The following is a 23,125-nucleotide window of genomic DNA, read 5'->3' as shown; positions in this document are numbered from 1 at the left end:
GTGCGCGCGTGAGCGAAGATGTGCCCGTGAAGCCGCTCCGCCGCGCCCGCCGTCGTCCGGCATGAGGACACCGACCTGGCTGCGGTGGCTCGACCCGCTCACCGCGATGATCCTGGGCGTCCTCGTCCTGGCGCTGCTCGTGCCCGTCCCCGACGGGGTCGCGGCAGGCCTGGACGCCGTGCGCACGGGCGCGATCGTCCTGCTGTTCTTCCTCTACGGCGCCCGCATGCCCACCCGCGAGGTCGTCGACGGGCTGCGGCGGTTCCGGCTGCAGGGGTCGATGCTCGCCGCCACCTACCTGGTGTTCCCGCTGCTGGGCCTCGCCGTCCAGCTGCTGCCCGACGCGGTGCTCGACCCCGACCTGCGTCGTGGTCTGCTCTACCTGTCGGTGCTGCCGTCGACCGTGCAGTCGTCGGTCGTCATGACGTCGATCGCGCGCGGCAACGTCGCGGGGGCGATCACGGGCGCGACGATCTCCAACGTGCTGGGCGTGCTGCTGACGCCGCTGCTGGTCGCGGTGCTGCTGGGTGCGACCGGTGCGGGGCTCGACGGCAGCGCGGTGACGGGGATCCTCGTGCAGCTCCTGCTGCCGTTCGTCGTCGGCCAGTGCGTGCAGCCGTGGATCGGCGGGTGGCTGCGGCGGCACGGCAGGCTCACCAAGGTCACGGACCGCGCGACGATCCTGCTGGTCGTGTTCACGGCCGTCAGCGAGGCGCAGTCCGAGGGTGCCTGGAGCGACCTCACGGTCGGGACGTTCGTGGCGCTGCTGGTCGTGTGCGGCGTCGTGCTCGCCGCGATGCTCGCGCTGACGTGGTGGGGCGGCGGGCGCCTCGGCCTCGATCGCGGCGACCGCGTCGCGCTGCTGATGTGCGGGTCGAAGAAGTCGGCGGCGACGGGGCTGCCGATGGCGGCGGTGCTGTTCGCGCCCGCGGTCGCGGCGAGCGTCGCGCTGCCGGTCATCGCCTTCCACCAGCTGCAGATCGTCGTCTGCGCGGTCCTGGCCCGCCGTCTGGCGCGCGCGGCCACCGACCCCGCCTGACCGCGCGCGGGCTGGGCGCGCCGCGCGTCCGCGAGGTCGTCGCCGCGCCCGACCGGTGCCCGCGGAGCGTCGCCCTGCGGCTCACGGTGCGGACCCTCGGCAGCGCCTGACGCGACGCGGCGTCAGGGAGGCGTCAGGGGTCGGGCCCTCGGCGTATGGGTTCCGTGAGGACCGGCTCCCCGCGGTCCGCAGCGGTGTTGCATCGCTGCGGGCACCCGAGCGGGTGCCCCGGCACCCGCTGCGGCGGGGGCCGAGCCTGCGAAGTGGAGATCGGCGTGCTCGACATCGTCTACCTGCTCGGCACGGTCACCGTGTTCGCGCTGACCGCCTGGATCGGCAAGGCGGTGGAGAAGCTGTGATCGTCGTGGAGCTCACCGCAGCCGTCCTCGCCGTCGCCGGGATCGTCTACCTCGTCGTCGCGCTCGTGAAGCCGGAGCGGTTCTGATGACGGCGCTGACGACGCTCCTGAGCCTCGGAGCGGTCCTGCTCGTCCTGGCCGCGCTGTACCGCCCGTTCGGCGACCACATGGCGCACGTCTACAGCACCGACCGCGACGGGAAGGTCGAGCGCGGCCTGTACCGCGTGCTCGGCGTGGCCCCGCGCACCGAGCAGACGTGGCCCACCTACCTGCGCAGCGTGCTGGCCTTCTCGTTCGTCGGGATGGTCGTCGTCTACGCGCTGCAGCGCACGCAGCAGTGGCTGCCGTGGTCGCTCGGGCTGCCCGCGCCGTCGGAGCACCTGTCGTTCAACACCGCGGCGTCGTTCGTCGGCAACACCAACTGGCAGTCGTACTCGCCGGAGGTCACGCTCGGCTACACCGTGCAGACCGCCGGCCTGGCCGTGCAGAACTTCGTCTCGGCCGCCGTCGGCATGGCCGTCGCCGTCGCGCTCGTCCGGGGGTTCGCGTACCGGCGCTCCGGGACGATCGGCAACTTCTGGGTCGACCTGGTGCGCGGCTTCCTGCGCATCCTGCTGCCCGTCGCGGCCGTGGCGGCGCTCGCGCTCGTCGTGGGCGGCGTGGTGCAGAACGTCGCGGGCTTCACCGACGTCACGACGCTCGCGGGCGGCACCCAGAGCATCCCCGGCGGGCCCGTGGCCTCGCAGGAGGCGATCAAGCTGCTCGGCACCAACGGCGGCGGGTTCTACAACGCGAACTCCGCGCACCCGTTCGAGAACCCGACGCAGTGGACCAACCTGCTGCAGATCCTGCTCATGCTCGTGATCCCGTTCTGCCTGCCGCGCACGTTCGGCCGCATGGTCGGCGACCACCGCCAGGGCTACGCGATCGCCGGCACGATGGCGGCGCTGTTCACGGTCTCGTTCGTGGCGCTGGTCGCGCTCGAGTCCGCCGCCATGGGCACCGCCCCGCAGCTCGCGGGCGCCGCGACCGAGGGCAAGGAGACGCGCTTCGGGATCGTGTGGACCGCGCTGTTCGCGACGACGGGCACCGGCACGTCGACGGGTGCGGTCAACTCGATGCACGACTCGTACACCGCGCTGGGCGGCATGCTGCCGATGCTCAACATGATGCTCGGCGAGGTCGCGCCCGGCGGCGTCGGGTCCGGCCTGTACGGGATGCTCGTCCTCGCGGTCGTCGCGGTGTTCGTCGCCGGCCTGCTCGTGGGCCGCACGCCGGAGTACCTGGGCAAGAAGATCGGCCCGCGCGAGATCAAGCTGGCCAGCCTCTACATCCTGGTGACGCCCACGCTCGTGCTCGCGGGCACCGCGCTGAGCTTCGCCGTCCCGGCGCTGCGCGACAGCGTCGAGGGCACGTCCATCTGGAACCCCGGCGTGCACGGCATGTCCGAGGTGCTCTACGCCTTCACGTCCGCGGCCAACAACAACGGCTCCGCCTTCGCCGGCATCACCGCCAACACGCCCTGGCTGAACACCGCGCTCGGCGTCGCGATCCTGCTGGGCCGTTTCGTGCCCGTCGTGCTCGTCCTGGCGCTCGCCGGGTCGCTCGCGCAGCAGGACAAGGTGCCGACGAGCGCCGGGACGCTGCCCACGCACCGCCCGCAGTTCGTCGGGCTGCTCGCGGGCGTCGTCGTGATCCTCACGGCACTGACCTACTTCCCCGTTCTCGCGCTGGGTCCCCTGGCGGAAGGGCTGATCTGATGTCCACCACCCTCGTCCGACCGACCGCGCCGGCCGCATCGGCACCGGCACCCACCCCGCAGGGCGCGTTCACCTGGGGGCAGGTCCGCGCGGCCCTGCCCGGTGCGTTCCGCAAGCTCGACCCGCGCGGCATGTGGCGCAACCCGGTGATGTTCATCGTGTGGGTCGGGGCCGCCCTGACCTCCGTGCTCGCCGTCGTGGAGCCGTTCGTCGGCGGGCCGGCGCAGTCCGGCGGCACCGACGTGCCGGGCTCGTTCACGGCCGTCATCGCGGTCGTCCTGTGGCTCACCGTGGTGTTCGCCAACCTCGCCGAGTCCGTCGCCGAGGGGCGCGGCAAGGCGCAGGCCGACTCCCTGCGCCGCACCCGCACGGCCACCGCCGCGCACCAGGTCGCGACGTACGACGAGGTCGGCGACCCCGACGCGACGCGGGCGCGGCTCGTCGAGGTGTCGTCGGCGGACCTGCGGCTCGGCGACGTCGTCGTGGTCACCGCGGGCGAGCTGGTGCCGGGGGACGGTGAGATCGTCCACGGCATCGCGTCGGTCGACGAGTCCGCGATCACGGGGGAGTCCGCCCCCGTGATCCGGGAGTCCGGCGGCGACCGCTCCGCGGTGACGGGCGGGACGCGCGTGCTGTCCGACCGGATCGTCGTGCGCATCACCTCCCAGCCCGGTGAGACGTTCGTCGACCGGATGATCGCGCTGGTCGAGGGCGCGAGCCGGCAGAAGACCCCCAACGAGATCGCCCTGTCGATCCTGCTGGCGTCGCTGTCGATCGTGTTCGTCGTCGTGGCGCTCACGCTCAACCCGATCGCGTCGTACGCGGCGGCGCCGGTGAGCGTGGCGGTGCTCGTCGCGCTGCTCGTGTGCCTGATCCCGACGACGATCGGCGCGCTGCTCTCCGCCATCGGCATCGCAGGCATGGACCGGCTCGTGCAGCACAACGTGCTCGCGATGTCCGGGCGCGCCGTCGAGGCCGCCGGTGACGTGACGACGCTGCTGCTCGACAAGACCGGCACGATCACCTACGGCAACCGGCAGGCAGCGGAGTTCCTCGCGCTGGGCGGCACGCCGCAGGCCGAGCTCGTGCGGGCCGCCGCGGTGTCGTCGCTGGCCGACCCCACCCCCGAGGGCACGTCGATCGTGGACCTCGCGCGCCGCGACGGCGTCGACGTGGGGCAGGGCGTGCCCGGCGAGGTCGTGCCGTTCACCGCCCAGACCCGGATGTCGGGCCTGGACGAGCCGGACGGCACGCAGATCCGCAAGGGCGCCGGCTCGGCCGTCACCGCGTGGCTCGAGGAGGGTGGCACGCCCCTGGCCGACGACCTGCGCGCCGAGATGACGGCCGCCGTCGAGCACGTCGCGCAGTCCGGCGGCACGCCGCTGGTCGTCGCGGTCAGGGCGCCGGGGCAGCCCGGCCGCGTGCTCGGCGTCGTGCACCTCAAGGACGTCGTCAAGGAGGGGCTCGCCCAGCGGTTCGCCGAGCTGCGGGCCATGGGGATCCGCACCGTGATGGTCACGGGCGACAACCCCCTGACCGCGCGCGCCATCGCGGCCGAGGCCGGCGTCGACGACTTCCTCGCCGAGGCCACGCCCGAGGACAAGCTCGCGCTGATCCGCAAGGAGCAGGACGGCGGTCACCTGGTCGCGATGACGGGCGACGGCACCAACGACGCCCCGGCCCTCGCGCAGGCGGACGTGGGCATGGCCATGAACTCGGGCACGTCGGCCGCGAAGGAGGCCGGCAACATGGTCGACCTCGACTCGGACCCGACCAAGCTCATCGACGTCGTGCGCATCGGCAAGCAGCTGCTCATCACGCGCGGTGCCCTGACGACGTTCTCGATCGCCAACGACGTCGCCAAGTACTTCGCGATCATCCCCGCGATGTTCATGGGCGTGTTCCCGGGCCTGCAGGCCCTCAACGTCATGGGTCTGAGCTCGCCGTCGTCGGCCGTGCTGTCCGCGATCGTCTTCAACGCGCTGGTCATCGTGGCGCTCATCCCGCTCGCCCTGCGCGGTGTGCGGTACCGGCCCCTCGACGCCTCGGCGATCCTCGGGCGCAACCTGCTGGTCTACGGGGTCGGCGGTGTCGTCGCGCCGTTCGTGGGCATCTGGCTCATCGACCTGGTCGTCCGCCTCATCCCCGGCTACTGAGATGGAGTCACCGCACATGTCCACCACGACCCGCGGCGTCGGCCGCACCCTGGCGGTCGCGACCCGCGCGACGCTCGTCCTCACGCTCGCCGTCGTCGGCTACACGGCCGTCGTCACGGGCGCGGCCCGGCTCGTCGCGCCGGCCCAGGCCGACGGTTCCCTCGTCACGGGGGCCGACGGCACCGTCGTGGGCTCCGCGCTGATCGGCCAGGGCTTCACGGACGCCGACGGCGCCGCGCTGCCGCAGTACTTCCAGTCCCGGCCGTCGGCCGCGGGCGACGGGTGGGACGCGGGCGCGTCGTCGGGGTCCAACCTCGGCCCGGAGAACCCCGACCTGGTCGCCGCGATCGAGGAGCGCCGCGCGCAGGTGGCCGTGCTCGAGGGCGTCGACCCCACCGACGTGCCGGCCGACGCGGTGACCGCGTCGTCGTCGGGCCTGGACCCGCACATCAGCCCGGCGTACGCCGCGCTGCAGGTCGCACGGGTGGCCGACGCGCGCGGTCTGGGCGAGGCGTCCGTCGCGGACCTCGTCGAGCGGCACACTGGGGCACGCGGCCTGGGCTTCGTGGGCGAACCGACCGTCAACGTGCTGCGGCTCAACCTCGCCCTCGACGACCTGGAGGGCTGAGCATGACGCGCGGGCGGCTACGCGTCCTCCTCGGTGCGGCACCGGGCGTCGGTAAGACGTACGCGATGCTCGAGGAGGGCCGCCGCCTGCGCGACGAGGGGCGCGACGTCGTGGTCGCGGTCGTGGAGACCCACGGCCGCGCCGCGACGGCCGCCCTGGTCGAGGGGCTCGAGGTGCTGCCGCGGCGCACCGTGCAGCACCGGGGCGTCGAGCTGACCGACCTGGACCTGGCGGCGGTGCTCGGGCGCCACCCCGACGTCGCTCTCGTCGACGAGCTGGCGCACACCAACGCCCCGGGCCTGACCCACACCAAGCGGTGGCAGGACGTCGACGCGCTGCTCGACGCCGGGATCGACGTGGTCTCGACCGTGAACATCCAGCACATCGAGTCCCTCAACGACGTGGTGGAGAAGATCACCGGCGTCGTCCAGCGCGAGACCATCCCGGACGCCGTGCTGCGCGCGGCCGACCAGGTCGAGGTCGTCGACCTCGCACCCCAGGCGCTGCGCGACCGGCTCGCGGGCGGGTACGTGTACCCGGCCGAGCGCGTCGACGCGGCGCTGTCGAACTACTTCCGGCTCGGCAACCTCACGGCGCTGCGCGAGCTCGCGCTGCTGTGGCTGGCCGACGAGGTCGACGCCGCGCTGCGGCACTACCGCACCGAGCACGGCATCGACAGCCCGTGGGAGGCGCGCGAGCGCGTCGTCGTCACGCTCACCGGGGGGCCGGAGGGGGAGACCCTCGTCCGGCGCGGCGCGCGCATCGCCGCGCGCTCGGCCGGCGGGCAGCTGCTCGCCGTGCACGTCACGCGGCAGGACGGGCTGCGCGGTGCGGCGCCCGGCGCGCTGGCGCACCAGCGGGCGCTCGTCGAGCAGCTCGGCGGCACGTACCACCAGGTCGTCGGCGACGACGTGCCGCGCGCGCTCGTCGAGTTCGCCACCGCGGTCGACGCGACGCAGCTCGTCATCGGCGTGTCCCGCCGCGGCTGGCTCGCCACCGCGCTCAGCGGCCCGGGCATCGGTGCGACCGTGACGCGCGAGGCGGGCAAGATCGACGTGCACGTCGTCAACCACGCCGCCGCCGGCGCGCGGCCGACGCTGCCGCGCATCGGCGGTGCGCTGACGCTGCGGCGGCGCGTGGCCGGGTTCGCGCTCGCGGTCCTCGGCGGGCCGCTGCTGACGTGGCTGCTCGTCGCGACGCGCGACGAGGGCACCGCGAGCACCGACGTGCTGGCCTACCAGCTGCTCGTCGTGCTGGTCGCGCTGGTCGGCGGGGCGTGGCCCGCGGTGTACGCCGCGGTGCTGTCCGGGCTGACGATCGACTACTTCTTCGTCGAGCCGTACCGGACCGTCACCGTGGCCGACCCCGTGCAGCTGCTCACGCTGCTGCTCTACGTCGTCATCGCGGTGCTGGTCAGCGTCGTGGTGGACCGCGCCGCGCGCACCACGCGGGCCGCGCACCGCGCCGCGGCGGAGTCCGAGCTGCTGGCCACGGTCGCCGGCAGCGTGCTGCGCGGGCAGGACGCGGTCGCGGCGCTCGTCGGCCGTGCACGCGAGGCGTTCGGCATGACGGCCGCGCGTCTCGTCGTCGGTGGCAGCCCGGGCGGCACGGTGCTCGCGTCGGACGGCGACGTCCCGCCGGGCGACCCGTCCGCGACCGTGACCGTCGACGAGCGCGCCGCGCTCGAGCTGTACGGCCCCGCGCTGGCGGCCTCCGAGCGGCGGCTGCTCAACGTCATCGCGGTGCAGCTGCGCGCGGCGCTCGAGCACAGCGACCTCGCGTCGGCCGCCAGCGAGGTCGACCACCTCACCGAGTCCGACCGCGTGCGCAGCGCGCTGCTCTCGGCCCTCAGCCACGACCTGCGTCGCCCGCTGAGCGCCGCGACGGCGGCCGTCGGCGGGCTGCGCACGGGCGGTGCGCGGCTCAGCGCCGCCGACCACGCCGAGCTGCTCGACACCGCCGACGAGAGCCTGCGCGCCCTGGCGACCTTGATGACCGACCTCCTCGACGTCAGCCGCCTCGACGCGGGCGTGCTGGCGTTCGCGCGGGCGCACGTCGACACCGCCGACGTCGTCCTGGTGGCGCTCGACGAGCTGGGCCTGGGCCCGGACGAGGTCGGGCTGGACCTGGACCTCGACGTGCCGCCCGTGGTCGGTGACCCCGTGCTGCTGCAGCGCGTCGTGGTGAACCTGCTGGCCAACGCGACGCGCCACGCACCGCCCGGCACTCGCGTGCGGGTCGCGACCAGCGCGTTCGCGGGTACCGTCCAGATCCGCGTCGTCGACCACGGTCCCGGCATCCCGCGCGAGCGTCGCGACGACGTGTTCGTGCCGTTCCAGCGGCTGGGGGACACCGACAACTCGACCGGCCTGGGGCTCGGGCTCGCGCTGTCCAAGGGGTTCGTCACCGGCATGGGCGGCACGCTGACCCCCGAGGACACGCCGGGCGGCGGCCTGACGATGGTGGTGGCGCTGCCCGAGGTCGCGCCGGACGGCACGGAGGGGGCGGCATGAGGATCCTCGTCGCGGACGACGACCCGCAGATCCTGCGGGCGCTGCGGATCACGCTCGCGGTGCAGGGGTACGACGTCGTGACCGCCACGTCGGGCCCGCAGGCCATCACGGCCGCGATCGACCACCGGCCCGACGTCCTCATGCTCGACCTCGGCATGCCCGGCCTCGACGGCGTCGACGTCATCCACGCCGTGCGGGGCTGGTCCGAGGCGCCGATCCTCGTCGTCTCGGGGCGCACGGGCGCGGCGGACAAGGTCGAGGCGCTCGACGCGGGCGCCGACGACTACGTCACCAAGCCGTTCTCGATCGAGGAGGTGCTCGCGCGCATCCGCGCGCTCACCCGGCGGGCGGCGCACGAGGACGCCGCGCCCGTCGTGCGGTTCGGTGACGTGACCGTCGACCTGTCGGCCCGCACCGTGCTGCGCGACGGTGCGCACGTGCGCCTGACGCCCACCGAGTGGCAGGTGCTCGAGCGGCTGGTGCGCCACCCCGGCCGCCTCGTGACGCGCCAGACCCTGCTGACCGAGATCTGGGGGTCGCAGCACGTCACGGACACCGGCTACCTGCGGCTGTACGTCGCGCAGCTGCGCAAGAAGCTCGAGCCCGTGCCGGCGCACCCGCGCCACCTGCTGACGGAGGCGGGGATGGGCTACCGCTTCGAGCCCGACGGCGCGGCCGGCACGGCGGTCTGACCCGGCGCCTCACTCGCGCTCGGTGACCGCCGGTGCGGGTCGCAGGTGCGCGGTCCAGCGCTCCTCGACGCGTCCGAAGCGCCACACCGCGAGCGAGACGGCCCAGGTCGCGACGAACAGCCCGACCACGAGGAAGCCCACGTAGCCGAGGTCGAGACCGCCGACCCACGCCACGGGGCCGGACTCCAGGCCGAGCTTCTCGGTGACGACGGACAGCACCTCGATGCCCCCGATGAGCAGCGCCACCGCGACCGACAGCCCCGTCACCGTGAGGTTGTAGTAGACCTTGCGCACGGGCTGCGAGAACGCCCACCCGTAGGCGAAGTTCATGAAGCAGCCGTCGATCGAGTCGAGCAGCGTCATGCCCGCCGCGAACAGCACGGGCAGCGTGAGGATCGCGTACCAGGGCAGCTCGAACGCCGCGGCGCCGCCCGCGAGCACGAGCAGCGAGACCTCGGTGGCGGTGTCGAAGCCCAGGCCGAACAGCAGGCCCACGGGGTACATGTGCCACGGCTTGCGGACGGCCTTGGTCGCGCCCGACAGGATGCGGTTCATCAGCCCGCGGTTGGCCAGGTGCTGCTCGAGCGTCGCCTCGTCGTACGCGCCGCCGCGCATGTCCCGGAACACCTGGAGGATCTGGCGCAGCACGACGAGGTTGACGACGCCGATGACGAGCAGGAACACCGCGGACACCGAGATGCCGATCATGCCGGTGGTCTGCTGCAGCGTCGACGACTCGTCCTCGACCTGCCCCGCCAGCGCGCGCACGCCGAGCGCGAGCAGCACGCACAGCAGGAACACGATGCTCGAGTGCCCGAGCGAGAACCAGAAGCCGACGGACACGGGCCGCTGCCCGTCGGTCATGAGCTTGCGCGTGGTGTTGTCGATCGCGGCGATGTGGTCGGCGTCGAACGCGTGCCGCATGCCCAGGGTGTACGCGGTCAGCCCCAGCCCGACGCCGAACACCGTGGTCGAGTCGACCTGGTACTGCGCGGGCGCGACGACCAGGACGAGCACGCCCCAGCCGACGACCGTGAGCGCGAGCACGACCGCCGCCATGACGGAGATCGACACCCACTCGCCGCGGGTCAGGCGGCCCCGGCCGCGGATCGTCCCTGTGCGCGTGCTCGACGTCGCTGTCATGGCGCTCCCCCGGATGCGTCGCACCCGAGGGCATCGGGTGCGTGCGCCGCTTGCCACGCTACTGCGACACGGTCGTGACTGCACCAGAACGGGCGACATCGGGCAGACCGCCCGTCCTAGAGTGGGACCACCGTGAACCGGACGGTCGGACGGCCGTCGTCGTGAGGGGCGGGATCGATGACGAGCGAGGTGGTCCGCCGGCCGGCGGCGACCGTGGCCGAGGGAGCGGTGGCCGCGGACCCGGCGACGACCATCGAGCGCGTCGGCGTGCTGCTGCGGGCACGCGGTGAGCGCATGACCCGCGCGCGTCGCGCGGTCCTGACGGTCCTGGCGTGCGACGGGGGGCACCTCGGCGCGGAGGAGGTCGTCGGCCGGGTGGCGGCCCTGGACGCGGGGGTCCACCGCGCCACGGTCTACCGGACGCTCGACGCGCTCGCGGACCTCGGGGTCGTCCAGCACGTCCACGTGCGGCGCACCGGCACGGCCTACCACCTGGCGCACGGCGGCCGGGAGCACCTGCACGCCGAGTGCCGCCGGTGCGGTGCGGTCCAGGACCTGCCGGCCGACCTGCTCGACGACGTGGCCCGCGCCGTGCTGGACCGCGACGGGTTCACCGTCGAGCCGACGCACGTCGCGCTGTCGGGGCTGTGCGCGGCGTGCGTGACGGGTGACCCGCCGGGCGGGCACGCGCGCTGAGCGCCCGCCCGGCGGTCGTCGTGTGCGTCAGGCGGTCACGGTCTCGAGCGTGACCGGGACGTTGCCGCGCGTCGCGTTCGAGTAGGGGCACACCTGGTGCGCGGCCTCGACGAGGCGCTCGGCCGTCGCCTGGTCGACGCCCCCGAGCTCGACGCGCAGCGCGATCTCGAGCCCGAACCCGCCGCCGTCGGTGGGGCCGATGCCGACCTCGGCGGTGACCGCGGAGTCCGTGAACGTCACCTGGTCGCGCCGCGCCACGGTCTTCAGCGCGCTGTGGAAGCAGGCGGCGTACCCGGCGGCGAACAGCTGCTCGGGGTTCGTGGCGCCGCCCGGGCCGCCCATCTCGCGCGGGATGGCGAGGTCGACGTCGACGAGGCCGTCGGAGCTGCGCGTATGGCCCTCGCGGCCCTCGCCGGTGGCGGTGGCGACCGCGGTGTACAGAGCGGGCATGGGATAGCCTCCTAGACAGAACGTTCGTTCTCTTTACTGCTCCACCTCACCTCCGGGAGGCCGGGATGTCAACCGCTGACGCGCAGGCCGCCGGTGCGACGCCGGAGCCCGTCGGGGCGCGCGGCCCGTCCGCCGCCCGGGCGCGGCTGCTGCGCACCGCGTCCGAGCTGTTCTACGCGGACGGCGTGCGGGCCGTGGGCGTCGACCGCGTCATCGCCGAGGCGGGCGTCACGCGCGCGACCTTCTACCGGCACTTCCCGGGCAAGGAGGCGCTGGTGGTCGCGTACCTCGACGCGACCGACCGCGCCGTGCGCGCGGCCGTCGGGGACGTGCCCCAGGACGCGGCCGCGGCGGGGGAGTGGCTCACGGGCATGACGCTGCGCGTCGCCGACGAGCTGTGCCGGCCCGGCTTCCGCGGCTGCCCGTTCATCAACGCCGCGGCCGAGTTCCCGGACCCCGGCAGCCCCGTGCGGCGCGTCGTGCGCGCGCACCGGGACTGGCTGCAGGACGCGGCCACGCGGGCCCTGCGCGCCGGCGGCCACCCCGACCCGCACGAGGGCGGGCGCCGCTGGACGGCGCTGCGGGACGGGGCCATGGTCGCGGGCTACCTCGACGACGCCGACGCGGCCCGGGCGACGCTGCGCGACGCGGTCGAGGACCTGGTCCGCGCGCGCTGACGGGCGCGCATCATGGGTCCATGCCACCCGACCCGCTCCCGGTGACGTCGACGGGCGGGGCGCTGCGCGTCGCCCCGATGCTCCCCGTGCACGCGCCCGCGGTCCTGGACGTCCACGCCGCCGGCATCGCCACGGGCCTGGCGACGTTCGAGCCGCGGCCGCCGACCTGGGACGAGTTCGACGCCGGGCACCTGCCCGGGCACCGCTTCGTCGCGCTGGACGGCGGCGACGTCGTCGGGTGGGTCGCCGTCTCGCCGGTGTCGCGCCGCCGGGTCTACGCGGGGGTCGTGGAGCACTCCGTCTACGTCGCGCCCGCCGCCCGCGGCCGGGGCGTCGGCCGCCTCCTGCTCGAGCGGCTGCTCGCGTCGGCGCGCGACGGCGGCCTGTGGACCGTGCAGGGCGGCGTCTTCCCGCAGAACGCCGCGAGCCTCGCGCTGCACGCCGCCGCCGGGTTCCGGGTCGTCGGGACGCGCGAGCGGCTGGGGCTCATGACGCACGGGCCGCTCGCCGGCGCCTGGCTCGACGTCGTCCTCCTGGAGAAGCGGCTCTGACGACGCGGGCGCGGCGCGGACGTCAGCGTGCGAGCAGGTCCGCCGTCGTGGTGCCGGGCACCGACACCGTGACCTGGGTGTCCCACGGGTCGCGCAGCGTGATCGCGCGGCCGTCGTCGGCGAAGGCGAGGCCGCGGGCACGCAGGCGGGCCGCGAGCGCGTCGAGGTCCTCGCGTCCGGGCACCGTCACCGCGACGTCCCCGAGCCCGAGCGTCGAGGCGCGCGGGCCCGCGCCCTTGCTGTTCCACGTGTTCATCGCGACGTGGTGGTGGTAGCCGCCCGCCGACGCGAACAGCGCGCCGGGGTAGCCGCGCACGGTGGCCTCGAAGCCCAGGGCGTCGAGGTAGAACGACTCCGCCGCCGCGATGTCGCCGACCTGCAGGTGCACGTGGCCGACCCGCCCGGCGAGCGCGGGCCCGGCGTCGACGGCCTCCTGCGACAGGTGCGTGCGCAGGTACGCGTTGGGGTCGAGGTACTCGGTGCCCATGACGAGGTTGCCGTCGCGGTGCAGCCACAGGTCCCGGTCCCGGTCGGTGTACAGCTCGATGCCGTTGCCCTCGGGGTCGGTGAAGTAGAAGGCCTCGGAGACGAGGTGGTCGCTCGACCCGACGAACCGGCTGCGCGGGTCCTGCGCGGCACGGTAGACGGTGGCGGACAGGCTCGTCGCGTCGTCGAAGAGGAACGCGGTGTGGAAGAGGCCGGCCTGGCGCGGGTCGACCGTCGGGAGGTCGGGGGTGTGGACGAGCCGCAGCATGGGTGTGGTGCCGCGGCCGAGCACGCGGTGCACCTGACGGCCGCGGCTGCGCTCCTCCAGCGGCTCCATCGCGATGGCGTTCGCGTAGTACGCCGACATGCCCTCGAGGTCGCCGACGTGCAGCGTGACGGCGTCCATCGCCGTGGTGGGCGCGAGGACGGCCTCCTCGACGGGGGCGGCGGGCGTGGTCGGCGTGGTCATCGTCATCTCCGGGCCTGTGGTTGTCGAAACAACCGAAGGCTACGGGAGATTACTTCAACCGTCAATCAAACGCACCGTGGACCGGTGCCTCGTCGTCGTCGGCGGGGACGTGCCGCGGTCCCGCCTCCGGCGGTCGCGGCTCGTCCTGCGGGAACGCCCGCACCGCCAGGAGGGCCACGTCGTCGTCGTTCGAGGGCGCGAGCTCGGCGACGACCGCGTCGCAGAACTCGTCCAGCGGAAGGTCCGCGTACCGCTCGGCGCACGCGCGCAGGCGCTCCAGGCTGACCTGGAGGCGCTCGCCGCGGTTCTCGACCAGTCCGTCGGTGTACAGCAGCAGCGTGGCCCCGGGCAGCAGGACCTCCGTGTGGTCCTGGCGCACCGTGTGCGCGCGCATGCCCAGCAGCAGGTCGCTCGGCCGCCACAGCAGCTCCGCGCGACCGTCGGGCTGCACGAGCAGGGGCGGCAGGTGGCCGGCGTTGGACCAGCGCAGCAGCCGCGCGCCCTGCTCGACGAGGTCGTCCGGCTGCTCGATCCGCGCGAGGATCGCGGTGCTGAACGCGCCGATGGCGAGGTCGCGCGCGGCCCAGTCGTACGCCGACAGGATCGCGGCGGGCGGCTGCACCACGGCGTGCGCACCACCGCGCAGGACGTTGCGGATCTGCGCCATCTTGACGGCCGCCTGCAGGTCGTGGCCCGTGACGTCACCGATGACCAGGCACGTGCAGCCGTCGCGCAGCAGGAAGGCGTCGTACCAGTCGCCGCCGATCTGGGTGCCGGTCGACGCGGGCACGTACCGCGCGACCAGGTGCAGGTGGTCCGGCTCGGGCAGCTCGGTGAGCAGGCTGCGCTGCAGCTCCTCGGTCAGGTCCCGGCGTGCCGAGTGCAGGTGGGCGTTGTCGAGCGCGAGGCCCATCTGGGCCGTCACGTCCCGCAGCGCCGTCACGTCGGCGTCCGTGAAGCCCCCGCGCCCCGCGCCGCGCGCCAGCGTCACGACGCCCCGCGTGCGGCCCCGCCCTCGCAGCGGCAGGACCATGAGCGTCTCGGGTGCGAGCCGGCCGAGCAGGTCGCGCACGGGGCCGGGCTCCACGATGTCGTCGAGCGACGTCGCGCCGAACCGCACCACCGGCCGGGACGTCGTGAGCACCTCCGCGACCAGCGACGTGCGCGTCAGCGCGGGCACCCGCATCGACCGGTACTCGTCGAGGACCGGCTGCAGGTCCGGGTCGGCGTGCCGCGCCGCTACGTCGTGCAGGCGCGTGCGCCACGGGCCCGGGCCGTCGTCGAGCAGGCTCGCGATGGCGAAGTCGGCGACTCCGGGGACGAGGTGCGGCAGCACCGCGTGCAGGGCCTGGACCGGGTCGACGGCGTCGGCCAGCTCGGCCGCGACCGCGGCGAGGAGGTCGGAGCGGCCACGTCCCTCCTCGGCGAGGGCGAGGGCCCGCCGGCGCGCGGTGACGTCCGTGAAGTAGACGGCCACGCCGCCCCGCTCGGGGATCGCGCGGACCTCGTACCAGGCGTCCAGGGGCGCCGGGTAGTAGGCGTCGAACACGTGCGGTGCGCCCGTGCGCGCGACCGCGCGGTAGTGCTCCTCGAACGAGGCCCCCACGGCGGCGGGGAACAGGTCCCAGATGACGCCGCCCAGCAGGTCGGCGCGCGTGCGGGCCAGGATCAGCTCCGCCTCGGCGTTGACGTAGCCGAACCGCCAGTCCGCGTCGAGCCAGAAGTAGCCGGTCGACATGTCCTCGAGGATCTGCTGGACGTGCAGGTCCCGCTCGCGCAGCGCCGTCGTGTCGGTGGTGACGCCGATCAGGTGCTCGGCGTCCCCCGACGGACCCGCCAGCGCGCGCCCTCGCGCCGCCAGCCAGCGCACCGAGCCGTCCGGCTGCACCACGCGGAACTCGGCCTCGTACACGCCGCACGTCGAGACCGCGCTGTCGAGCGCGGCCGAGACGAGGGCGGCGTCGCCGGGGTGCAGCCGGGCGTCGAACGCCTCGATCGTGCCGGGGAACGTGGTCTCGTCGTAGCCGAAGACCTCGAGGAGCGTCGGGTCCCAGTGCAGCGCACCCGTGACCAGGTCCCACTGGAACGTGCCCAGGCCGGCGGCCTGGGCGGCCGAGTCCAGCAGCGACAGGCGTGCGGTGCGCGCGTCGACGGGCTGCGGGTCGCTGGTCGCGTCGTCCGCCGATGCCTGCACGTGGTCTCCTCACCCTCGGCCCCCTGTCACCCGGAGCGTGCCACGCGCGGCGTGGCCCGGCGAGGCGAGGGGCGGCCCGCAGGGCGTGTCGGAGCCGGGTCCTACGCTGAGGGCGCCCGCACCGTCACGGAGGACACATGAGCACCCCCACGCCCGGAGCCCGCGCCGACACCCACGACCTCATCCGCGTGCACGGCGCGCGGGTGAACAACCTCCGGGACGTCAGCGTCGACCTGCCGAAGCGCCGGCTCACGGTCTTCACGGGCGTCTCCGGGTCGGGCAAGAGCTCGCTGGTGTTCGGCACCGTCGCGGCGGAGTCGCAGCGTCTCATCAACGAGACCTACAGCGCGTTCGTGCAGGGCTTCATGCCCACGCTCGCGCGCCCCGACGTGGACGTCCTCGAGGGCCTGACCACGGCGATCATCGTGGACCAGGAGCGCATGGGCGCCAACTCGCGCTCGACGGTCGGCACCGTGACCGACGCCAACGCGATGCTGCGGATCCTGTTCAGCCGCCTGGGTGACCCCCACATCGGCTCGCCGCAGGCCTACTCGTTCAACGTGCCGACCGTGCGTGCCAGCGGCGCGATCTCCGTCGAGCAGGGGCACAAGCGCGCGCAGAAGGTCTCGTTCGAGCAGATCGGCGGCATGTGCCCCCGCTGCGAGGGCATGGGCAAGGTCAACGACTTCGACCTCACGGCGCTGTACGACGACGCGAAGTCGCTCGAGGAGGGCGCGCTGACCGTCCCCGGGTACACGATGGACGGCTGGTACGGGCGCATCTTCCGCGGCTCCGGCTTCTTCGACGCGGGCAAGCCGATCCGGGACTTCACCGACAAGGAGCTGCACGCGCTCCTGTACAAGGAGCCGACGAAGATCAAGGTCGAGGGCATCAACGTCACCTACGAGGGCCTGATCCCCAAGATCCAGAAGTCGTTCCTCGCCAAGGACGTCGACGCGATGCAGCCGCACATCCGCGCGTTCGTCGAGCGCGCGATCACGTTCCAGACGTGCCCCGAGTGCGGCGGCACGCGCCTCAACGAGGGGGCGCGCGCGTCGCGGATCGGCGGGCTGAACATCGCCGACGTGTGCGCGATGCAGATCACCGACCTCGCCGCGTGGGTGCGCGGGCTCGACGAGCCGTCGGTCGCGCCGCTGCTCGGGGCCCTGCGCGAGAGCCTCGACTCGTTCGTCGAGATCGGGCTGGGGTACCTGTCGCTCGACCGCCCGTCGGGCACGCTGTCGGGCGGCGAGGCGCAGCGCACCAAGATGATCCGGCACCTCGGGTCCTCGCTCACCGACGTCACGTACGTCTTCGACGAGCCGACCGTCGGCCTGCACCCGCACGACATCGCGCGCATGAACGACCTGCTGCTGCGGCTGCGCGACAAGGGCAACACCGTGCTCGTCGTCGAGCACAAGCCCGAGGCCATCGCGATCGCGGACCACGTCGTCGACCTCGGGCCCGGTGCGGGCACCGACGGTGGCCACGTGGTGTTCGAGGGGACGGTCGACGGCCTGCGGGGCAGCGGCACCCTCACGGGCCGCCACCTCGACGACCGGGCGACGCTCAAGCACTCCGTGCGGTCCCGGACCGGTGTGCTCGAGATCCGTGGCGCGGCCACGCACAACCTGCGGGACGTCGACGTGGACGTGCCGCTCGGCGTGCTCGTCGTCGTCACCGGCGTGGCCGGGTCGGGCAAGAGCTCGCTGATCCACGGGTCCGTCGCCGGGCGAGACGACGTCGTCGCGATCGACCAGGGGGCCATCAAGGGGTCGCGGCGGTCCAACCCCGCGACGTACACCGGGCTGCTCGAGCCGATCCGCAAGGCGTTCGCCAAGGCCAACGGCGTCAAGCCCGCGCTGTTCAGCGCCAACTCCGAGGGCGCGTGCCCCGTCTGCAACGGTGCGGGCGTCGTCTACACCGACCTCGGCATGATGGCCGGCGTCTCGACGACGTGCGAGGTCTGCGAGGGTCGCCGCTTCCTGGCCGAGGTGCTGGAGTACCGGCTCGGCGGGCGGGACATCAGCGAGGTGCTCGCGATGCCCGCGACCGTGGCCGAGGAGTTCTTCTCCGCGGGCGAGTCCCGCATCCCCGCGGCGCACGCGATCCTGCAGCGCCTCGTCGACGTCGGGCTGGGGTACGTGACCCTCGGCCAGCCGCTCACGACGCTGTCCGGCGGTGAGCGCCAGCGCCTCAGGCTCGCGACGCACCTGGGCGACAAGGGCGGCGTCTACGTGCTCGACGAGCCGACCACCGGCCTGCACCTGGCCGACGTCGAGAACCTCCTCGGGCTGCTCGACCGGCTGGTCGACGCGGGCAAGTCCGTCATCGTGATCGAGCACCACCAGGCCGTCATGGCGCACGCCGACTGGATCATCGACCTCGGCCCCGGCGCCGGGCACGACGGGGGACGCGTGGTCTTCGAGGGCACGCCGAGCGACCTGGTCGCGGACCGCTCGACGCTCACGGGGCAGCACCTGGCGGTGTACGTGGGCGCCTGAGCGCCCCAGCAGGTCACTCGTCCAGGTGAGGTTCGGCGGCGTGACCCGAATGATGGACGCGCGCGGCGACGGGTTTGTCTAGTTTGTCGCAATGGCGACCATCGTCGACCGCCGTGGACCGCGCCGTGCACCTCGCGGCACGGCGCACCACGCCCGCGACCGATCCTGGGTGCGGCCCCCGCAGCACACCCGGGCGGCCGGTGCGCCGCTCGCCGTGCGGCACGCGACGCGGCCGCGGCGGCACGTGTGGCGGGACCTCGCCCTGGCCGTGCTGACTCTCGCGGCGACCGCCGGCGTCGTGGTCGGGCTGCTGCAGGCGGATCCCGCGATGCGCGACGCCGTCCTCGACCTGCTGCGCGGCGTGCAGGAGGCCGCCCGCGCGTGGCAGGCGGACGTGACGTGGCCGACGGGCCTGCCGTGGTCCTGACGGACCGCGGGACGCGTCAGGACCTGAGCTCGATGCCGATCTGCACCGCGTCGAGCTCCGCCAGCGCCTGACGCAGCGTCGACGACGGGTACGTGCCCAGGTCGCGCAGGTGCAGCAGCTCCTTGCGCTGCGCCTGGAGCGCCAGGACCCGCAGCCGCAGGTCGGCCGCGCGCTCGCGGGCCTGCAGGTCCGCGTCGTCCTCCGCGGCCGACTCGAGGATCGTCAGCCGCTGACGCGCGCGCTCGACCGTCTCGGGCGGGAAGGGCGTGCCGTCGGCCTGGCGCAGCCGGGGGTCCTCGAGCCGCTGCAGGGCGGCGCGCTGCAGGTCCGCGCGCAGCTCGTCGAGCGCCGCGCGGTCCTCCACGTCGCGTCCCGTCAGGCCCAGGCGCCGCGTGAGCCACGGCAGCGTCGCGCCCTGCACGAGCAGCGTGCCGGCCGCGACGACGAACGCGACGAGCACGAGCAGCGAGCGCTGCGGCGTGTCCGACGGCAGCGACTGCGCGGCGGCGAGCGTCACGACGCCGCGCATGCCGGCCCAGACCAGCACGACGCCCTCGCGCGGACCGAACCGCTCGGCCGTCAGGTAGTCGATGTCGGCGATGCGGCGCCGCACCCGCCGGCCGACGGCTGCCGTCCCCTCGGCGGCGGTCCGGCCGTGCCGCCTGCCGGGCAGCGGCGGGAGCTGCTCGCCCGCGTCGAGCCGCGCCTGCGCGTGCTCGAGCCGGCTGCGCACCTGCGGCGTGCGGTCGACCCGTCGGGACAGCTCCCACACCGACCAGGCGACGAACGCCGAGCGCAGCACGACCACGAGCGTGGCGGTGAGCGCACCCAGGCCGAGCGCGAGCCACGCGCTCTCGTGCGCCTCCTCCACGTCCTCGACGAGCGCGAAGACCTCGAGCCCCATGACGAGGAAGACCGCGCCCTCGAGCAGCAGCTCGATCGTGCGCCACACGGCGTGCTCGGTGACGCGGTCGCGCCCGCCGCGCCCGCCGCGCGGCGTAGCCCCTGGCCCGCCCCGCCCTCCCCGCCCCGACCAGCCCCCCCCCGCCCAGGTGCTCGGCCGGCAGGAACGCGACGAACGGCACGACGAACGACAGCGCGACGTTCGACGTCGTCTGCGCCAGGTGCCCGCGCGCCCAGACGTGCAGCCGGCCCACGACGAACCCGACGACCACGGCCACGACGACCGCGTACACGAAGTCACCGACGACGCCCCACAGCGAGACGGTCCCGGCGGTCGCGACGATCGCGGAGCGCAGCAGCACGAGCGCGGACGCGTCGTTGAGCAGGGACTCGCCCTCGAGCACCGTGACGATGCGCGGCGACACCCCGGCCTTGCGGACGATCGAGGTCGCCACCGCGTCGGTGGGGCTGACGATCGCGCCGAGCGCGATGCCGGTGGGCAGCGTGATCCCGGGCACGATCTCGGCGAGCACGAACCCCACGACGACGGCCGACACGACGACCAGGACCACCGAGAACGCCGAGATCGTGCGGAAGTCGCGCCGGAAGTCCATCGTCGGCATGTTGGTGGCCGACGAGTACAGCAGGGGTGGCAGCACGACCGCGAGGATCAGCTCGGGCTCCACCTCGATCGCGGGCACGAACGGCAGCAGGCTCACGGCCGTCCCGATGAGCACGAGCACCAGCGGCGCGGCCACCCCGACCCGCGGTGCGAACGACGTCACGGCCACGATCACGAGCACTGCCAGGACGGCGAACACCACCGGGTCCATGCATCACCTCACGGCAGGGCCCTGGTCAGGGCGGATCGGTCAGGGCGGGTCGGTCACGGCGGACGTGCTGATCGTCTCAGCCTGCGGCGCCGGCCCGACGAACAGCCGGTTGACGACGTACAGCACGACGCCGATGCCGAGCAGCAGGCCGGCACGCGCGTACACGTCGGCCGACCGCCCCGTGAGCGGCGACGCCAGGACCAGCGACACGGCCGCACCCACCACGGGCGCCCACGTGGGCGCCCGGAAGCCGCGCGGGCCGTCACCGTCGACCCGGGCGTCGCGGTCCTCCGGGCGCCGTCGCAGCACGAGCACCGAGACGTTGACCACCGCGAAGACGAGCAGCAGGAGCAGCACGGTGGTGTCCGCGAGCCCGGACAGGTCACCGGTGCTGACGAGGGTGAGCGCGATGACGGTCGTGAACGCGATCGCGACCCAGGGTGTCCGGCGGCGGCGGTCGACGCGGCCCAGCCAGGACGGCACGATGCCCTCGCGCGACATCCCGTAGACCACGCGGGACGCCATGATCATGTTGATGAGGGCGGTGTTCGACACCGCGACGAGCGCGATGAGCGCGAACAGCCACGGCGGGAAGACCAGGCCCGCGACCCGGACCACCTCCAGCAGCGGCCCGGTGGACTCCGCGAGCGTCGCGGTGTCGACGAGCATCGAGGTCGTGAACGCCACCGCGAGGTAGATCACGCCGGCGACGGCGAGACCGCCCAGCAGCGCACGCGGGAAGTCGTTGCGCGGGTGCCGGCACTCCTCGGCCAGGTTCACGGAGTCCTCGAACCCGAGCAGGGCGTAGAACGCCAGCGCGGTGCCGCCCAGCACGGCCATCCACACCGGTCCGTCGCTGCTGAGCGTCATGGCGCGGCCCGGGTCGCCCTCGCCGGACAGGAAGGCGCGCGCGCCGATGACGAGGATCACGACGAGCCCCGTGACCTCGATCGCCGTGAGGACCAGGTTCACGCGCACCGACTCCGAGACGCCGACGGCGTTGACCACCGCGATGCCCAGGACGAAGACCCAGGCGGCCACGAGCGTGGGGACCGTCACCAGCTCGGCCAGGTAGTCGCCGCCGAACGCCCGCGCCGCCGCGCTCGCGCTCGTGATGCCGCTCATGAGCACCGCGAACGCCACGAGGAACGTCAGGAAGGGCCGTCCGAAGGCCCGCTGCGCGTACACGGCCGCCCCCGCGGCGCGCGGGTAGCGGCCGACGAGCTCGGCGTACGCCGTGGCCGTCAGCGCCGCGAGCCCGAAGGCGAGCAGGAACGGGATCCAGATCGCACCGCCGACCTGCCCGGCGACCTTGCCGGTGAGCGCGTAGATGCCGGCGCCGAGGATGTCGCCGATGACGAAGACCAGCAGCATGCGTCGCCCGACCGAGCGCTTGAGGGCCGGGGTGGGGGCGGGCGAGGTGGCGACCATGGCAGCCTCCGGGTCATCCGGCCGGCGGCCGGTCTGCCCGTCAGTCTCGCGCCGCCGTGCGGTCGCCGCGCGTCGAGGCCGGCGGCCCGACGGCCGCGCCGCTCACCGCGCGGGCAGACCGCCGCGGCCCTACGCTCGGTGGCTCCGGCGACGTGGCCCGGTGGGGTCGCCCGTCCGAGGGCCTCGCCGGCCGGTCGCCGCCCTCGTACGACCACACGCACCCCCCGGCCCGTGCGGCCGGGGCGAAGGAGGACACCCATGAAGGGCAAGCTCGCGTTCGTCGTCGGCACCGGGGTCGGCTACCTGCTGGGCACCCGTGCCGGCCGTCAGCAGTTCGAGAAGATCAAGACGTGGGCGTCGGACACGTGGCAGGACCCGCGCGTGCAGGGGTACGTGCACGACGCGGAGCAGGCCGCGACCGACTTCGCGAAGACGCAGGGCGGCGCCCTGAAGGAGAAGGCGGTCTCGACCGCGAAGAGCAGGTTCGGCTCGTCCGGCTCGTCGGACTCGTCGGACGACGACGCGTCGTACGGCGCGTCGACGTGGGAGCCGGCGGACGGCCCGCTCGTCGACGCCGACGACGCCAACCCCGACGCCCCTCGCGCCTGACACCCGCCGGCCGGAACCCCGTCCCGGGGAGGGTGACGTGCGGGGGACGGAGCTCCGGTCGGCGGTGGTGCCGCCCCACGGATGGCAGGGTGGGCGCGTGGACGTCGAGCACCTGGTGGTCATGGGAGTGTCCGGTACCGGCAAGTCGACCGTCGGGCAGGCGGTCGCGGACCGGCTCGGGAGGCCGTTCCTCGAGGGGGACGCGCTGCACCCCGAGGCGAACGTCGCCAAGATGAGCGCCGGGACGCCCCTCGACGACGACGACCGCGGCCCCTGGCTGCGGGCCGTGCGCGACGCGATGAGCGCGCACGCCGTCGAGGGCACGTCGACCGTCGTCGCGTGCTCGGCGCTGCGCCGGCCGTACCGCGACGTGCTGCGCGGGGCGCAGGGACGCGTGCGCTTCCTGCTCCTCGACGTCCCGCCCGAGGACCTGCGCGAGCGCGTCGTGCACCGCAGCGGGCACTGGATGCCCCCGAGCCTGCTGGAGTCCCAGCTCGCGACGCTCGAGCCGCTCGCCGCCGACGAGGACGGCGTCACGGTCCCGGTGGCCGGCGGGCCGGACGTCGTCGTCAAGGACGCCCTGACCGCCCTGGCCTGACCGCCCCG

Annotated in this window: 20 protein-coding genes and 1 pseudogene; 14 read left to right on the top strand and 7 right to left on the bottom strand. The window is 74.1% G+C overall.

What is annotated here, in order from left to right:
- Nucleotides 1–61 precede the first annotated feature (61 nt).
- From H9657_RS12470 to H9657_RS12440, 7 genes are all read left to right on the top strand, one after another.
- Nucleotides 62–1,039, top strand: a complete 978-nt coding sequence (locus H9657_RS12470) for a bile acid:sodium symporter family protein (protein ID WP_191783737.1) — start codon at nt 62–64, stop codon at nt 1,037–1,039.
- A gap of 355 nt (nt 1,040–1,394) precedes the next feature.
- Nucleotides 1,395–1,484 carry a K(+)-transporting ATPase subunit F gene (kdpF, locus tag H9657_RS12465; RefSeq protein ID WP_191783736.1) on the top strand — a complete coding sequence of 30 codons (90 nt, stop codon included), beginning with the start codon at nt 1,395–1,397 and terminating at the stop codon, nt 1,482–1,484.
- The gene (gene kdpA / locus H9657_RS12460) at nt 1,484–3,157 is read left to right on the top strand and encodes a potassium-transporting ATPase subunit KdpA (RefSeq protein ID WP_191783735.1); all 1,674 of its coding nucleotides are present in this window, start codon (nt 1,484–1,486) and stop codon (nt 3,155–3,157) included. Before kdpF ends, kdpA begins: the two co-directional genes overlap by 1 nt.
- Nucleotides 3,157–5,313, top strand: coding sequence for a potassium-transporting ATPase subunit KdpB (kdpB, locus tag H9657_RS12455; protein WP_191783734.1), 2,157 nt, complete (start codon nt 3,157–3,159; stop codon nt 5,311–5,313). Before kdpA ends, kdpB begins: the two co-directional genes overlap by 1 nt.
- 16 nt (nt 5,314–5,329) lie before the next feature.
- Nucleotides 5,330–5,941: a K(+)-transporting ATPase subunit C gene (gene kdpC / locus H9657_RS12450; protein ID WP_191783733.1), complete on the top strand. Its 612-nt coding sequence runs from the start codon at nt 5,330–5,332 to the stop codon at nt 5,939–5,941.
- A gap of 2 nt (nt 5,942–5,943) precedes the next feature.
- Complete coding sequence (locus tag H9657_RS12445; protein ID WP_191783732.1) at nt 5,944–8,454, top strand: sensor histidine kinase; 2,511 nt, start codon at nt 5,944–5,946, stop codon at nt 8,452–8,454.
- Complete coding sequence (locus H9657_RS12440) at nt 8,451–9,146, top strand: response regulator (protein WP_191783731.1); 696 nt, start codon at nt 8,451–8,453, stop codon at nt 9,144–9,146. The genes H9657_RS12445 and H9657_RS12440 overlap by 4 nt, the downstream gene beginning before the upstream one ends.
- Before the next feature lie 9 nt (nt 9,147–9,155).
- Here the strand turns inward: H9657_RS12440 and H9657_RS12435 are convergent, their stop codons facing one another.
- Nucleotides 9,156–10,289 (bottom strand): Nickel transporter NicT, encoded by a 1,134-nt coding sequence (locus tag H9657_RS12435; RefSeq protein ID WP_191783730.1) that lies wholly within the window; start codon nt 10,287–10,289, stop codon nt 9,156–9,158.
- 177 nt (nt 10,290–10,466) lie between these two features.
- On the opposite strand from H9657_RS12435, the gene H9657_RS12430 reads away from it, so the two are divergent.
- On the top strand, nt 10,467–10,985 hold the full coding sequence (locus H9657_RS12430) for a Fur family transcriptional regulator (protein ID WP_191783729.1): 519 nt from the start codon (nt 10,467–10,469) through the stop codon (nt 10,983–10,985).
- Nucleotides 10,986–11,012: 27 nt separating this feature from the next.
- Here the strand turns inward: H9657_RS12430 and H9657_RS12425 are convergent, their stop codons facing one another.
- Nucleotides 11,013–11,435, bottom strand: a complete 423-nt coding sequence (locus H9657_RS12425) for an organic hydroperoxide resistance protein (RefSeq protein ID WP_191783728.1) — start codon at nt 11,433–11,435, stop codon at nt 11,013–11,015.
- 65 nt (nt 11,436–11,500) lie between these two features.
- Between H9657_RS12425 and H9657_RS12420 the strand changes: the two genes are divergently transcribed.
- Together H9657_RS12420 and H9657_RS12415 are read left to right on the top strand one after the other, a co-directional pair.
- A complete protein-coding gene (locus H9657_RS12420; protein WP_191783727.1) occupies nt 11,501–12,112 on the top strand; it encodes a TetR/AcrR family transcriptional regulator in 612 nt (203 codons plus the stop codon).
- A gap of 20 nt (nt 12,113–12,132) precedes the next feature.
- Nucleotides 12,133–12,663 (top strand): GNAT family N-acetyltransferase, encoded by a 531-nt coding sequence (locus H9657_RS12415; RefSeq protein ID WP_404813158.1) that lies wholly within the window; start codon nt 12,133–12,135, stop codon nt 12,661–12,663.
- A 22-nt stretch (nt 12,664–12,685) separates the two neighbouring features.
- Here H9657_RS12415 and H9657_RS12410 read toward each other — a convergent pair whose 3' ends face one another.
- Both H9657_RS12410 and H9657_RS12405 read right to left on the bottom strand, forming a co-directional pair.
- Entirely contained in the window at nt 12,686–13,618 is a 933-nt protein-coding gene (locus tag H9657_RS12410) for a VOC family protein (protein ID WP_225215234.1), read from the bottom strand.
- 61 nt (nt 13,619–13,679) lie between these two features.
- A complete protein-coding gene (locus H9657_RS12405) occupies nt 13,680–15,812 on the bottom strand; it encodes a SpoIIE family protein phosphatase (protein WP_191783725.1) in 2,133 nt (710 codons plus the stop codon).
- 137 nt (nt 15,813–15,949) lie between these two features.
- Here H9657_RS12405 and H9657_RS12400 point away from each other — a divergent pair, with 137 nt between their 5' ends.
- Together H9657_RS12400 and H9657_RS12395 are read left to right on the top strand one after the other, a co-directional pair.
- Nucleotides 15,950–18,316 (top strand): ATP-binding cassette domain-containing protein, encoded by a 2,367-nt coding sequence (locus H9657_RS12400; RefSeq protein ID WP_191783724.1) that lies wholly within the window; start codon nt 15,950–15,952, stop codon nt 18,314–18,316.
- Between the two features lie 91 nt (nt 18,317–18,407).
- Nucleotides 18,408–18,743: a hypothetical protein gene (locus H9657_RS12395; RefSeq protein WP_191783723.1), complete on the top strand. Its 336-nt coding sequence runs from the start codon at nt 18,408–18,410 to the stop codon at nt 18,741–18,743.
- 16 nt (nt 18,744–18,759) lie between these two features.
- Here H9657_RS12395 and H9657_RS19175 read toward each other — a convergent pair whose 3' ends face one another.
- The 3 genes and pseudogenes from H9657_RS19175 to H9657_RS12385 all read right to left on the bottom strand — a co-directional run bounded on the left by H9657_RS19175 (nt 18,760) and on the right by H9657_RS12385 (nt 21,910).
- Nucleotides 18,760–19,695 carry a cation:proton antiporter domain-containing protein gene (locus tag H9657_RS19175; protein WP_225215233.1) on the bottom strand — a complete coding sequence of 312 codons (936 nt, stop codon included), beginning with the start codon at nt 19,693–19,695 and terminating at the stop codon, nt 18,760–18,762.
- 121 nt (nt 19,696–19,816) lie between these two features.
- Nucleotides 19,817–20,479: pseudogene (locus tag H9657_RS19170) on the bottom strand (cation:proton antiporter domain-containing protein); the annotation flags it as partial.
- Between the two features lie 39 nt (nt 20,480–20,518).
- Nucleotides 20,519–21,910, bottom strand: a complete 1,392-nt coding sequence (locus H9657_RS12385; protein ID WP_191783722.1) for an APC family permease — start codon at nt 21,908–21,910, stop codon at nt 20,519–20,521.
- A gap of 258 nt (nt 21,911–22,168) precedes the next feature.
- Between H9657_RS12385 and H9657_RS12380 the strand changes: the two genes are divergently transcribed.
- Both H9657_RS12380 and H9657_RS12375 read left to right on the top strand, forming a co-directional pair.
- Nucleotides 22,169–22,519 (top strand): YtxH domain-containing protein, encoded by a 351-nt coding sequence (locus H9657_RS12380; protein WP_191783721.1) that lies wholly within the window; start codon nt 22,169–22,171, stop codon nt 22,517–22,519.
- A 97-nt stretch (nt 22,520–22,616) separates the two neighbouring features.
- Entirely contained in the window at nt 22,617–23,117 is a 501-nt protein-coding gene (locus H9657_RS12375; RefSeq protein ID WP_318241471.1) for a gluconokinase, read from the top strand.
- The last annotated feature ends 8 nt before the right edge of the window (nt 23,118–23,125 follow it).

Source organism: Cellulomonas avistercoris (genome assembly GCF_014836445.1).
Taxonomy (GTDB): Bacteria; Actinomycetota; Actinomycetes; order Actinomycetales; family Cellulomonadaceae; genus Cellulomonas; species Cellulomonas avistercoris.
This window is presented reverse-complemented; position numbering and strand designations above follow the sequence as displayed.

Bases quoted from the DNA above. Each gene is read 5' to 3' on its own strand.
- H9657_RS12470 (WP_191783737.1), top strand. From the start codon at position 62: ATGAGGACACCGACCTGGCTGCGGTGGCTCGACCCGCTCACCGCGATG.
- kdpA (WP_191783735.1), top strand. From the start codon at position 1,484: ATGACGGCGCTGACGACGCTCCTGAGCCTCGGAGCGGTCCTGCTCGTC.
- kdpB (WP_191783734.1), top strand. From the start codon at position 3,157: ATGTCCACCACCCTCGTCCGACCGACCGCGCCGGCCGCATCGGCACCG.
- kdpC (WP_191783733.1), top strand. From the start codon at position 5,330: ATGTCCACCACGACCCGCGGCGTCGGCCGCACCCTGGCGGTCGCGACC.
- H9657_RS12445 (WP_191783732.1), top strand. From the start codon at position 5,944: ATGACGCGCGGGCGGCTACGCGTCCTCCTCGGTGCGGCACCGGGCGTC.
- H9657_RS12440 (WP_191783731.1), top strand. From the start codon at position 8,451: ATGAGGATCCTCGTCGCGGACGACGACCCGCAGATCCTGCGGGCGCTG.
- H9657_RS12435 (WP_191783730.1), bottom strand. From the start codon at position 10,289: ATGACAGCGACGTCGAGCACGCGCACAGGGACGATCCGCGGCCGGGGC.
- H9657_RS12430 (WP_191783729.1), top strand. From the start codon at position 10,467: ATGACGAGCGAGGTGGTCCGCCGGCCGGCGGCGACCGTGGCCGAGGGA.
- H9657_RS12425 (WP_191783728.1), bottom strand. From the start codon at position 11,435: ATGCCCGCTCTGTACACCGCGGTCGCCACCGCCACCGGCGAGGGCCGC.
- H9657_RS12420 (WP_191783727.1), top strand. From the start codon at position 11,501: ATGTCAACCGCTGACGCGCAGGCCGCCGGTGCGACGCCGGAGCCCGTC.
- H9657_RS12415 (WP_404813158.1), top strand. From the start codon at position 12,133: ATGCCACCCGACCCGCTCCCGGTGACGTCGACGGGCGGGGCGCTGCGC.
- H9657_RS12410 (WP_225215234.1), bottom strand. From the start codon at position 13,618: ATGACCACGCCGACCACGCCCGCCGCCCCCGTCGAGGAGGCCGTCCTC.
- H9657_RS12400 (WP_191783724.1), top strand. From the start codon at position 15,950: ATGAGCACCCCCACGCCCGGAGCCCGCGCCGACACCCACGACCTCATC.
- H9657_RS12395 (WP_191783723.1), top strand. From the start codon at position 18,408: ATGGCGACCATCGTCGACCGCCGTGGACCGCGCCGTGCACCTCGCGGC.
- H9657_RS12385 (WP_191783722.1), bottom strand. From the start codon at position 21,910: ATGGTCGCCACCTCGCCCGCCCCCACCCCGGCCCTCAAGCGCTCGGTC.
- H9657_RS12380 (WP_191783721.1), top strand. From the start codon at position 22,169: ATGAAGGGCAAGCTCGCGTTCGTCGTCGGCACCGGGGTCGGCTACCTG.